We start from the raw sequence: 11,192 nt of genomic DNA, 5'->3' as shown, positions 1-11,192 counted from the left end.
CGACGAAGATGACGCTCACGCCGGGTAGGTGTGGGTCTCGGTCGCCTTGACCGACGCCCACACCTCCCGGCCGGGGGTGAGGTCGAGGTCGGTCACGGCGGCGGGGGTGATGTCGGCGAAGGCGGCGATCGGGCCGTCGAGGTGGACGCGGACGTTGTCGCCGTGGCGTTCGACGCCCTCGACGCGGGCCTGCCACACGTTGCGCGGGCTGCCGTCCGGCCGGGAGCGGTACAGGGCCACGGCCGCGGGCGAGAACGCGACGAACGCCGGCCCTTCCAGGGGGCCGGCGGTGCTGATCAGCAACTCGCCCACCTTGACCCGGGAACCCTCGGCGACCCCCCGGTACAGGTTGAGGCCGACCAGGCGGGCGACATAGTCGGTGCGCGGGCGGCGCGCCACCTCGGCCGGGGCGCCCTGCTGGACGATCGCGCCGTCCTCGACGACGATCAGCCGGTCGCCGAGCACCATGGCGTCGAGGGGGTCGTGCGTCACCAGGACGGTCGCGCCGTCGAAGTCGGCCAGGTGACGGCGCAGCCGCGAGCGGATCTCCAGCCGGGTGTGCGCGTCGAGCGCGGCCAGGGGCTCGTCGAGCAGCAGCAGGCGCGGCCGCGCGGCCAGCGCCCGGGCCAGGGCGACGCGCTGGGCCTGCCCGCCGGACAACTGCCGGGGCTTGGCGGCGGCGTGCCCGGCGAGGCCCACGCGTTCCAGCAGGCCGGCGGCGATACGGCGGGCCTCGGCCTTTCCCGCGCCGCGGCAGCGCGGCCCGAAGGCGACGTTGTCGAGGGCGGACAGGTGCGGGAACAGCAGGTAGTCCTGGAAGACCATGCCGATGGGACGCGCTTCGGCGGGCAGGTCGTGCAGGGGGGCGCCGTCCAGGGTGATGTGCCCGCCGGAGACGCCGGTGAGCCCGGCGAGGGCGCGCAGGGCGGTGGTCTTTCCGGCGCCGTTCGGGCCGAGCAGGGCGACCACCTCGCCGGGCGCGACGTTCAGGGAGATGTCCAGCGTGAAGGCGGGCCGGGTGACGACGAGCCGGGCGGCGAGGGTCATGGGCCGGTCACCCGCCGGTCGCGCGGGCCGGCCAGGAGGAGGACGGAGACGGCGAGGGTCATGGGCCGGTCACCCATCGGTCGCGCAGGCCGGCCAGGACGAGGACGGAGACGGCGAGCAGGACGAGGCTGAGCACGATGGCCGCCTCCGGTTCGGTCTCCAGCGCCAGGTAGACGGCCAGCGGCATGGTCTGCGTGGTGCCGGGGAAGTTCCCGGCGAAGGTGATGGTGGCCCCGAACTCGCCCAGCGCCCTGGCCCAGCACAGCACGGCCCCGGCGACGACGCCCGGGGACACCAGGGGCAGGGTGACCCGCCGGAAGACGGTCCAGCGGGAGGCGCCCAGCGTGGCGGCGGCCTCCTCGAACCGCTGGTCGGCGGCGCGCAATGCGCCCTCGACGCTGATGACCAGGAACGGCATCGCCACGAACGCCTCGGCGATCACGACGCCGGCGGTGGTGAAGGGCAGCGTGACGCCGAAGGATTCCTCCAGCCACCGCCCCGCCAGGCCGCGCCGCCCGAGGACCAGCAGCAGGGCGACGCCGCCGACCACCGGCGGCAGCACGAGCGGGACGGTCACCAGGGCGCGCACCAGCCGCCGGCCGGGGAAGGACACCCTGGCCAGCAGCCAGGCCAGCGGCACGCCCAGCAGCAGGCAGGTGGCCGTGGCCAGGGTGGCGGTCACCAGCGAGAGCCGCAGTGCCTGCAGCACATGCGGTTCGGTCAGCCGCTGCGGCAGCGTGGCCCAGGGCGCGCGGATCAGCAGCCCCGCCAGAGGCAGCACCAGGAACGCCAGGCCGAGCAGGGCGGGCGCCAGCAGGACCCACGGCGGGCGGCCCGTGACCGCGCCGGTTCCGGGGCCGCGGTCCGAGCCCCGTCGGGGGGCGGTCCTCGTTGCGCTCATAGGGGTCAGGGCGTCTCGAAGCCCGCCTTGGCCAGCACGTCCTTGCCCCGCGAGGAGAGCACCAGGTCGACGAACCGGCCGGCCATGTCGGGCGCGGGGGCGTTGAACAGGGCCGCGATCGGGTAGTCGTTGATCGCCTGGCCGGCCTCGGGGAAGCCGATGCCCTTGACCTCGCCGCCGGCCGCGAGCACGTCGGTCCTGTAGACGAGGGCGGCGTCGACCTCGCCGAGCTCGACCTTGGTGAGGGTGGCCTTGACGTCCTGTTCCAGGGTGACCGGCGTGACCTTCAGGCCCGCGGCGCCGAGCGCCTTGAGCGCCGCGGCGCCGCACGGCACCTGCGGGGCGCACAGCGCGACCTTGACCTTCGGGTCGGACAGGTCCTTGAGCTCGTCCACCTTGGCCGGGTTGCCGGCCGGGACGGCGATCTCCAGTTCGTTGCGCGCGAACGTCGCCGGGGCGCCGGCCAGGGAGGCGTCGGTGACGGTCTTCATCGTGGCGGGGCTGGCGGCGGCGAAGACGTCGGCGGGCGCGCCCTGGGTGATCTGCTGGGCCAGCGTGGCGCTGGAGCCGAAGTTGAACTTCACCGACGTGCCCGGGTGCGCGGCCTCGAACGCCGTGCCGAGCTCGGTGAACGTGCCGGTCAGCGACGCCGCGGCGAACACCGTCAGCGTCTTGGCCGCGCCGCCGCCGGAGGAGGCGGCGGACGTGGAGGCGGGCGTGCCGGACCCGCAGCCGGTCAGGGCGGCCAGCGCGAGGGCGACGGGGAGGGCCACGGCCCATCGGGACATGCGGCTGTACGCCAAGGGGGACTCCTCAGGGGCCTGCCACGCGCGCGTGGTCGGGGATCTCCACGACGACGTTGGTGGATTTGATCACCGCGACGGCGGCCACGCCCGGTTCGAGGCCGAGCTCGTCGGCGGCCTGGCGGCTCATCAGGGACACCACGCGGAACGGACCGGCGGCGATCTCCACCTGGGCCATCACCGCGTCCTTGCGGACCTCGGTGACGATCCCGCGGAAGCGGTTGCGCGCCGAGGAGCGCCCGCCGTCGCCGGTCGTTCCGATCTGGGCGCGGGCGAATGCGGCCAGGTCGGCGCCGTCCACCTGCCGGTGGCCGTGCTCGTCGCGCTCGGCCGCGAGCCGCCCGGCGTCCACCCACCGGCGGACGGTGTCCGAGCTGACCCCGAGCAGCGCGGCGGCCTCACTGATCCGGAACGTCGCCACATGCCTCACCATACCTTCGCAGATTCCAGCCTGGATACCACTTGTCCGCCGCAACAGCGAGCTGATCTATGGCTCGGCCATGGCATCCACGGCATGCACTCCGGCAGGGCGGGCCGCGTCACCGCCGTGCGGTGCGGATGGTCAGGCGGCCGTAAGGGAGCTCACCGGTGACGTGGACGTGCAGCCTGCCCGGAATCTGGCGGCCCGCCGCCTTGCAGGTCACCTTGCCCCAATCGGTGCGCACTCCGTCGGCGTTCGCGCTCGCGCCGGCGGGCAGGATGATCGTGGCGCCGCCGTACCCGAGCCGGAGTTCGATGTCGATCCGCGGATGGGGGACGTGGGCCGAGGACAGGTCGAGCCGTACTCTGCCGTACTCGGAGTCGATGCGCAGCCGGCGAGGGACGTGCCAGTCGCCCGTCCGGGTGACGCGCCCGCCGGTGGTGGTGATGTGGACCACGTCGTCGGGGTCGCCCGGCAGGTCGGCGACGACCGGCTCCAGCTCGCGGGAGGTGGTGGCGCCGAGCGCCCGTTCGAGCCACCGTTCCAGGTCGGCGGCGCCGAGCCGGCCGTCCGCGTACGCCCGCTGGACCAGCTCCACCACCCTGTCGCGCTCCTGCTCCGAGACGCGTGCCTCCGGGTCGCTCATCGGCTGACGGCTCTCTTGTAGAGCCGCGTGGCCAGCGGCACGAACACCACCAGGAGCAGGACCGACCACATCAGCGACACCGGCACCGCGTGCCGCAGCGGCCAGGCGCCGGGCACGGGGAGGGCCGGGCTGGTGTTGCCGAACAGTTCGCGCGCGGCCTGGACGAGCGTGGAGACCGGGTTCCATTCGGCGACCGGCTTCAGCGGCCCGGGCAGCCGCGCGCTGTCGACGAAGGCGTTGGACAGGAAGACCAGCGGGAACGTCACGATGGTGGCGACGTTGTTGAAGACCTCGGGCGTGCGCAGGGCCAGCGCGACCGTGGCCGTCACCCAGGAGAAGGCGTACGCGAACAGCAGCAGCATCAGGAACCCGAGGGCGGCCTCGAACGGCGAGCCGTGGACGCGCCATCCGACGGCCAGCCCGACGAGCGCCATGGTGACGATGCTGGTCACATTCATGATCACGTCGCTGAAGGTCTGGCCGGTGAGCACCGCGGAGGGCGACATCGGCAAGGTGCGGAACCGGTCGAAGACGCCCTTCTGGAGGTCCTGCGTCAGCGTGTAGCCGGTGATCTGCGCGCTGGAGACGATCGTCAGGACGAAGATCCCGGGCAGCAGGTACTCCGCGTACGATATGCCGGGCAGGTCGATCATGCTGCCGAAGACGTAGGCGAACAGCAGCACGAACACGATCGGGAGCATGACCACGCCGCCCAGCAGGTCGGGGGCTCTGCGGATCTTCAGGGCGTTGCGCTTGGCGATCGTCACGCCGTCGGCGACGGCCAGCCGCAGGGTGTTCATCGGACGGTCTCCTTCGTCTTCGCGCCGGTCACGTCTCCCGTGAGGCTCAGGAACACGTCGTCCAGGGTCGGCCGGCGCAGTCCGGCGTCGCGTACGGTGATCCGCTCGGCGGCCAGGCGGCCGAGCGCCGTGGTCAGGGTGGCCGCACCGCCGGTGACCGGGATCGTCACCCGCAGGGCGGCGGCGTCGATCCGCACGTCCCCGACGGCCAGCGGCGCCAGCGTCCGTGCGGCGCTCTCCAGGCTCGCCGCGCTGGTCACCGACAGCTCGATCCGGTCGCCGCCGACCTGGTCCTTCAGTTCGTCGGCCGTGCCGAGCGCGATCACGCGTCCGTGGTCGACCACCGCGACGCGGTCGGCGAGCCGGTCGGCCTCCTCCAGGTACTGGGTGGTGAGCAGCACGGTGGTGCCGTGCGCGACGAGCTCGGCGATGACGTCCCAGAGGCCGATCCTGGCCCGGGGGTCCAGGCCGGTGGTGGGCTCGTCGAGGAACAGCACGGGAGGGGCGGCGACCAGCGCGCCGGCCAGGTCGAGCCGGCGTCGCATGCCGCCGGAGTAGCCCCGGACGGGGCGGTCGGCGGCGTCGGTCAGGTCGAAGCGCTCCAGCAAATCGCGGGCGCGCAGCCTGCTGCGTTCGACGCCGAGGTGGTAGAGGCGGCCCACCATCTCCAGGTTCTCGGCGCCGGTGAGGTGGTCGTCCACGGCGGCGTACTGGCCGGAGGCGCCGATGTGCGCGCGCAGCCGTTGGGCGTCACGGACGACGTCGAACCCGGCGACCGTGGCGCGGCCGGCGTCCGGCTTGAGCAGTGTGGTGAGGATTCGCACGGTGGTGGTCTTGCCGGCGCCGTTCGGGCCGAGCAGCCCGAACACGGTCCCTTCGGGGACGGTCAGGTCCATCCCGTCGAGGGCGGCCACATCGCCGTACTTCTTGACCAGGCCCTCGGCCACGATCGCGTCGGACATGCGTGTCTCCTTGGTCGTCAGGAGCGGTGAACGAGGATGTCGCCGTGGGTGGTGTGGGCCCGCACCTCGACGATCCGGTCCGTACGGCCGGGGTCGTCGCCGGGGTCGAGGGAGACGTCCACGGTGCCGTACGTGGAGCTGACGTCCAGCCAGGCGGCGGTGCCCTCCCGGATCCCGAGATCCAGGCCGCCGCCGGTGGTCGTCATGACGATCGAGCCGGACACCATCTCGCCGATCCCCACGCTGGCGTACGCGGTCTTGGCGGTGACGCCGGCCAGGGCGCGGCCGACGGAGATGTCGCCGTGGGCGCTGTTCAGCCGCAGGTCGCCGGTCACCTCGCGGATGCGGACCTCCCCGTGGGCGGTCTTGATCGCGGCGGTGCCGTCGATCTCGCCGATGTGGACGCCGCCGTGGGTCGTGGCCACGTCGGCGTGCCCGGACACGTGGCCGACCGAGATGTCGCCGTGGGTGCTCTTCACCCGGAGCCGGCCGCCGGCCTGCTCGATCCGGACGGCGCCGTAGGACGTGGTGACCGCCACCTCGCCGAGCCGTCCCCGGCACAGGACGGTGCCCGCCGTCTTGACGTCGAGGCGGGAGCCGGACGGCAGGTCGATCGTCACGTCGACCGAGCCGGGGCCGAGCAGCAGCGAACGCGCCCAGCTCGCGGGAGACTCGACGAGCTTGCCGAGGGAAAGGCCCCAGCCGGAGGCCGGGCCCCCGTGCTCCTTGTCGGTCCGCACCAGGAGCCTGCCGTCGGCGTGGTCGGCCGAGGTGTGCCGGGCGGCCTGCACGTCGGCGTCGTTGCGCTCGTCGCTCGGGCGGATCTCGACGACGGTGTCGGTGCGGTCGCTCGCGTTGATCCGGACGGTGGCGCTCGCCAGGTCGAGGAGGGCGAGGACGGGTTCCGGGGTGTCGAAGGCGAGCGTTCCTGACCCCTTGTCGTGGGGCGGCGTGGTCATCAGCGCACCCATCCGGTGTAGCGGTTGCCGGTCCGCTGCGCCGGGCGCTCCCCGGAGCGGGGGCCGGCCCTGCCGGGGTCGAGCGCGGCGGCGACGGCGCGGACCAGCCAGGCGTTGACCGACAGCCCCTCGCGCGCGGCCGCCTCCTCGATGCGCGGCTTGAGGTGCTCGGGGATCCGCAGCGAGATCCGGGACGTCCCCCCCTCGTCGGCGTCCGGGGGCGGTGGCGGGGCGGGCTGTCGCCCGGCCTGCCCGATCTCGTCCTCCTCCGGCGGGCGGGCGCCCGGTGGCGGCGGCGGTGGCGTCACGACGAAGTCGGGGTCGCGCCCGCGCAGCCGCACCTCGACCGAGCCCGGGGCCAGGTCCTGGGTGATCTCGTCCGCGGCGGCGGAGAGGGCCTCCAGCAGCGCGAGCCGGGTGGCCGATTCGAGCGTCGCGGCGAGGCGCTCGGCCAGCGCGCGAGCCTCCTCTCCGCCCGCCCCGGCGGTCACGGCGAGTTCGCGCCGGAGGTGGTCGACGTAAGGCGCAAGGTCCATGACGTCATCATGACACCATAATGGCGTCATAACAACCCAATGCTGCCGCCGCTGTGACGTCATGGAGGCACCACGCACGTGGGGTGGCGGTGCCGTCAGGGCTGTGCTCGCGCCCGCCGCAGGCGCCGCCGCCGGAAACCTCCTGATCACCCGATTACGGATGTCTCTAAGCCGCGTCCTTCGTTGGCCGTAAAGGGTTGTCAGGAGCTGACGGCCGCTATGCATGATCACTGATCAGCAGAAAAGATAGTTCAGTAGTCAATATTCCTTTTAAGTAGTTCGATGTTGTAAAGGCGCTGGTCACGGGCTTGATGTGGATTGCACGAAATGTATAAGCTTCGCCTTGCTGGCTTACCGAAAGGTGAGTTGAGCCGGTCGCCACGCCGGTCAGCGGTAACCGGAGTGCTGCGTCGCGACACGGAGGGTGACCGAAATAGCATGCATGTGCTGGTGGTCGAAGACGACTTACGCATGGCGAACGCGCTCACCGCCGCATTGCGGCGATTCGGCAATCAGGTCATGCACGCTCCCACTTGTCAGGACGCCGGTAAGGCCAGCGGGTACGACCTGATGCTGCTCGATCTGTGCCTTCCGGACGGCGACGGCATCGCGTTCTGCCGCCTGATCCGCGAGTGCAGCAGCGTGCCGATCATCATGCTCTCCGCCCGCGGCGCCGAGCAGGACCGCATTCTGGGCCTGCGCGCCGGGGCCGACGACTACCTCGTCAAGCCGTTCAGCATGGTCGAGCTGGAAGCCCGCATGCAGGCGGTCATGCGCCGCCCGCGCACGCTCATGAACTCCACCATCAGGATCGCCGACATCACCCTCGACCTCACCTCGCGTACGGCGGACCGGGCGGGGCGCACGCTGTCGCTGACGCCGAAGGAGTTCGGCCTGCTGGCGCGCCTGGCCGGCAACGAGGGCAGGGTTGTCGGCCGGGAGCAACTGCTGCGCGAGATCTGGCAGGACACCGGCAAGGCCGCCGCGCGCACGCTGGACGTGCACATCACCAACCTGCGCGCCAAGCTCGGCAGGCCCCCCGTCCTGGAGACGGTCCGCGGCGTCGGCTATCGGATCACGCTTCCCGAGACCATCTGACGGCGGCCGCGGTGCGTCGCCGTGTGATCATCGTCTTCCTGTCCCTCGCCACGCTGACGCTGATCTCCCTGGCGGCGCCGCTGGCCGTCTCCACCGCCCGGTCGGCCACGCAGACGCTCGTGCTGGACCGCCAGGCCGACACCGAGCGCTTCGCCCAGCTCGCCGCCACCGCCCTGGCCTCGGCGCGGCCGGAGGACATGGCCGAGGCGCTGCGCCGCTACGGCTCGCTGTTCGGCGTGGACGTGTTCGTGCTCGACCGTCAGGGAGAGGTCGTGGCCACCTCCTCGGACGTGTGGCGCCTCGGCCCCGTGGCGGCCGGGCCCGCCAGAACGGCGCTGTCGGGCGAGCGGGCGGTCTCCGCCGGGGTCGTCTGGCCCTGGGACGGCGAGCCGCTCGTCGTCGCCAGCCCGGTGTTCGAGGCGGGCGAGGGCATCGGCGCGGTGCTCACCAGCTCGCCGACCCGCGCGCTGCGCTCGCGCATCCTGGACCGCTGGACCGTGCTGCTGCTGGGCGCGCTCGTCGTCATGGCCGTCGCCCTGCTGGTCCTGGAGCCCATCACCCGCTGGATCCTGCGGCCGGTGCGCATCCTGCACCGCGCCGTCACCTCGATCGCGGAAGGCGAGCTCACCGCGCGCGCCGACCCGTACGCCGGCCCGCCGGAGCTGCGCAGCCTGGCGGAGACCTTCAACGCGATGGGGGAGACCATCGAGCGGGTGGTGGTGCGCCAGCGCACGTTCGTCTCCTACGCGAGCCACCAGCTGCGCACCCCGCTGGCCGTCCTGCGGCTGCAACTGGAGGGCATGGCCTTCGACCATCCGGCCGCCGCGCACGACCTGGCGGCCGGCGTGGAGGAGGTGGACCGGCTCACGACGGTGTGCGAGGGCCTGCTGGCCTTCGGCCGCGTCGACTCCGACACGATCATGCCGTGCGTCGAGGACGTCACCGCGGTCGTCAAGGACCGGACCTCGGCGTGGCGGTCGTTCGCCGAGCGGCGCGGCGTATGGCTGGAGGCCGAGGGCAAGGACACCCTCGTGGCCGAATCCGGCGCGGGCGTGCTGGGCCAGGTGCTCGACGCCATGCTGGACAACGCCATCAAGTTCGGCGAGCCGGGCGGCACCGTCAAGGTGCACGCCAGGGCCGCGGGCGGCTGGGCCGAGGTCCACGTCGTGGACGACGGCCCGGGCATGTCGCCGGAGGCCCGCAGACAGGCGCTGGAGCCGTTCTGGCGGGCCGCGGAGAGCCAGAACATCGCCGGGTCGGGCCTGGGCCTGACCATCTGCGCGACCCTGATCGAACGGGTCGGCGGGGAGTTCGAGCTGCTCGACGCGCGACCCCACGGGCTCGACGCCCGGGTCCGCCTGCGTCTGACGGCCGCCCGTCCCGACGACGTGCCCCTAGGAACCCTCGGAGCGCCATGACCTCCACGACCCGGCGAACGGTGCTGGCCGGACTGGTGCTGAGCGGGCTGTGCGCCTGCTCGGCGCAGCGAACGCAGATACGCCGCCTGGTGATCGCGACCGGCGGGCGGGGCGGGGTGTACTACGCCCTGGGCACGGCCTTCGCGTCGGTGGTGAGCGGCTGGGGCACGGACGCGACCGTCAAGGAGACGGGGGCCTCCATCGAGAACCTCCACCTCGTCGCGGCGGGGCAGGCCGACCTCGGCTTCGCCACGATCGACGCCGTGGCGCTGGCGGTGCAGGGACGGCGGCCGTTCGCCCGGTCGCAGCCCATCACCTGCCTGGCCCAGCTCTACGACGACTACCTGCAGGCCGTGGTCCGCGCCGACTCTCCGATCCGCGCGCCGGCCGACATGGCGGCGGCCGTGGTCTCGGTGGGGCCGCCGGCCTCGGGCACCGAACTGGTCGCGCTGCGCCTGCTCGACCTGCTCCGGGTGCGCCCGCGCCGGGTGGAGCGGCTCGGCGTGTCCGACGCCGCCGAGGCCCTGCGCACGGGCGCCATCGAGTGCTTCTTCTTCTCCGGCGGCCTGCCCACCCCCGCCATCGCCGAGCTGGGCGCGGCCGTCCCCATCCGGCTGCTGCCGCTCGGCGACCAGGCGCCCGAGCTGGTGCGCCGATACGGCCACGTGTACGTCCGGCGCACGGTCCCCGCCCAGGTGTACGGCCTGGCCGCCAAGGTGGTCACCCTGGGCGCGCCCAACCTCCTGGTGGCCCGCGACTCCATGAGCGCCGACGTGGCGTACCTGCTGACCCGCCTGCTCTTCGAGTCCAGGACCACCCTGGAACAGGCGCACCCGGAGGCCCGCCACCTGCACGAACGCACCGCCGTCTACAGCGGGCCCGTGCCGCTGCACCCGGGCGCGGTGCGCTATTACCGCGAGGCGAAGTTCGGCATCTCGACCGGCCTCGGCTTAACCTTTTCCTAACATCCTAATACTCGGTTAAGGCCGTTGACCCGCATTTCCCCACCGGGCTACTTTCTCCTCGTAAGCCAAATGGAAACGGGGTGAAAAGAATGGAACTCAACGCTCTGCCGGCCGACCTCGACGACATCGTCATCGAGGAGATCGGCGCGACCGCCGCGGCCGGGACCACCAACACCGGTGGCACCTTCGGCACCCTCACCTGCCCCGCCTGCGTGGGCACCGCCTTCTCCTTCACCTGATCGGAGTGATTCCTCATGCGTGACGACGACATCGCGGACCTGTCCATCGAAGACCTGACCGAGACGGGCGCCGGATGGTGCCTTGGCACCGCGGGCACCTTCGGCTGCCCCAGCACCGCCGGCAGCTACGGCTGCCTGACCTCGCACTGAGCCGCGCCCCTCGCCGGGCCATGGCCCTCGCGGAGGGAGGTGAGCAAAATGCGAGAGACGCCGCACATCGACGACCTGGTCATCGAGGACCTGACCGAGTCCGCCGCCGGCAACTGCTTCGGCACCCTGGGGTGCGCCACCTGCCCCGCCTCCTTCGGCACCCTGGGCAGCTTCACCTGATGATCCCGGATCCGTCCGCCCACGGTCCCGGGAAGAATTGTTGAAACCTACCACTTCAACAATTCCC

Annotated in this window: 15 protein-coding genes; 6 read left to right on the top strand and 9 right to left on the bottom strand. The window is 72.5% G+C overall.

Going from position 1 to position 11,192, the window contains the following annotated elements; translation table 11 throughout:
- Positions 1 to 15 precede the first annotated feature (15 nt).
- From BJ982_RS05210 to BJ982_RS05170, 9 genes are all read right to left on the bottom strand, one after another.
- On the bottom strand, positions 16 to 1,047 hold the full coding sequence (locus BJ982_RS05210) for an ABC transporter ATP-binding protein (RefSeq protein ID WP_184877078.1): 1,032 nt from the start codon (positions 1,045 to 1,047) through the stop codon (positions 16 to 18).
- A 58-nt stretch (positions 1,048 to 1,105) separates the two neighbouring features.
- Positions 1,106 to 1,948 carry an ABC transporter permease gene (locus BJ982_RS05205; protein WP_184877076.1) on the bottom strand — a complete coding sequence of 281 codons (843 nt, stop codon included), beginning with the start codon at positions 1,946 to 1,948 and terminating at the stop codon, positions 1,106 to 1,108.
- Positions 1,949 to 1,953: 5 nt separating this feature from the next.
- Positions 1,954 to 2,736 carry a molybdate ABC transporter substrate-binding protein gene (gene modA, locus BJ982_RS05200; RefSeq protein WP_184888446.1) on the bottom strand — a complete coding sequence of 261 codons (783 nt, stop codon included), beginning with the start codon at positions 2,734 to 2,736 and terminating at the stop codon, positions 1,954 to 1,956.
- A gap of 25 nt (positions 2,737 to 2,761) precedes the next feature.
- Positions 2,762 to 3,172 (bottom strand): TOBE domain-containing protein, encoded by a 411-nt coding sequence (locus tag BJ982_RS05195; RefSeq protein WP_184877073.1) that lies wholly within the window; start codon positions 3,170 to 3,172, stop codon positions 2,762 to 2,764.
- Positions 3,173 to 3,290: 118 nt separating this feature from the next.
- Positions 3,291 to 3,818: a DUF1707 SHOCT-like domain-containing protein gene (locus BJ982_RS05190; protein ID WP_184877071.1), complete on the bottom strand. Its 528-nt coding sequence runs from the start codon at positions 3,816 to 3,818 to the stop codon at positions 3,291 to 3,293.
- A complete protein-coding gene (locus tag BJ982_RS05185) occupies positions 3,815 to 4,618 on the bottom strand; it encodes an ABC transporter permease (RefSeq protein ID WP_184877069.1) in 804 nt (267 codons plus the stop codon). Before BJ982_RS05185 ends, BJ982_RS05190 begins: the two co-directional genes overlap by 4 nt.
- The gene (locus tag BJ982_RS05180; protein WP_184877067.1) at positions 4,615 to 5,580 is read right to left on the bottom strand and encodes an ATP-binding cassette domain-containing protein; all 966 of its coding nucleotides are present in this window, start codon (positions 5,578 to 5,580) and stop codon (positions 4,615 to 4,617) included. The genes BJ982_RS05185 and BJ982_RS05180 overlap by 4 nt, the downstream gene beginning before the upstream one ends.
- 17 nt (positions 5,581 to 5,597) lie before the next feature.
- Positions 5,598 to 6,539, bottom strand: a complete 942-nt coding sequence (locus BJ982_RS05175) for a DUF4097 family beta strand repeat-containing protein (RefSeq protein ID WP_184877065.1) — start codon at positions 6,537 to 6,539, stop codon at positions 5,598 to 5,600.
- A complete protein-coding gene (locus tag BJ982_RS05170) occupies positions 6,539 to 7,075 on the bottom strand; it encodes a toxin-antitoxin system HicB family antitoxin (RefSeq protein ID WP_184877063.1) in 537 nt (178 codons plus the stop codon). The genes BJ982_RS05175 and BJ982_RS05170 overlap by 1 nt, the downstream gene beginning before the upstream one ends.
- A 438-nt stretch (positions 7,076 to 7,513) precedes the next feature.
- On the opposite strand from BJ982_RS05170, the gene BJ982_RS05165 reads away from it, so the two are divergent.
- From BJ982_RS05165 to BJ982_RS38955, 6 genes are all read left to right on the top strand, one after another.
- Positions 7,514 to 8,173 carry a response regulator transcription factor gene (locus tag BJ982_RS05165; protein ID WP_184877061.1) on the top strand — a complete coding sequence of 220 codons (660 nt, stop codon included), beginning with the start codon at positions 7,514 to 7,516 and terminating at the stop codon, positions 8,171 to 8,173.
- Between the two features lie 11 nt (positions 8,174 to 8,184).
- The gene (locus tag BJ982_RS40255) at positions 8,185 to 9,591 is read left to right on the top strand and encodes a sensor histidine kinase (RefSeq protein ID WP_184877059.1); all 1,407 of its coding nucleotides are present in this window, start codon (positions 8,185 to 8,187) and stop codon (positions 9,589 to 9,591) included.
- Positions 9,588 to 10,556, top strand: a complete 969-nt coding sequence (locus BJ982_RS05155) for a TAXI family TRAP transporter solute-binding subunit (protein ID WP_184877057.1) — start codon at positions 9,588 to 9,590, stop codon at positions 10,554 to 10,556. Before BJ982_RS40255 ends, BJ982_RS05155 begins: the two co-directional genes overlap by 4 nt.
- 89 nt (positions 10,557 to 10,645) lie before the next feature.
- Positions 10,646 to 10,795, top strand: coding sequence for a RiPP peptide (locus tag BJ982_RS05150; protein WP_184877055.1), 150 nt, complete (start codon positions 10,646 to 10,648; stop codon positions 10,793 to 10,795).
- Between the two features lie 15 nt (positions 10,796 to 10,810).
- Positions 10,811 to 10,945: a hypothetical protein gene (locus BJ982_RS38960; RefSeq protein WP_260413720.1), complete on the top strand. Its 135-nt coding sequence runs from the start codon at positions 10,811 to 10,813 to the stop codon at positions 10,943 to 10,945.
- Positions 10,946 to 10,993: 48 nt separating this feature from the next.
- Positions 10,994 to 11,125 carry a hypothetical protein gene (locus tag BJ982_RS38955; RefSeq protein ID WP_260413719.1) on the top strand — a complete coding sequence of 44 codons (132 nt, stop codon included), beginning with the start codon at positions 10,994 to 10,996 and terminating at the stop codon, positions 11,123 to 11,125.
- Positions 11,126 to 11,192 lie beyond the last annotated feature (67 nt).

The organism is Sphaerisporangium siamense (assembly GCF_014205275.1).
Classification (GTDB): Bacteria; Actinomycetota; Actinomycetes; order Streptosporangiales; family Streptosporangiaceae; genus Sphaerisporangium; species Sphaerisporangium siamense.
This window is presented reverse-complemented; position numbering and strand designations above follow the sequence as displayed.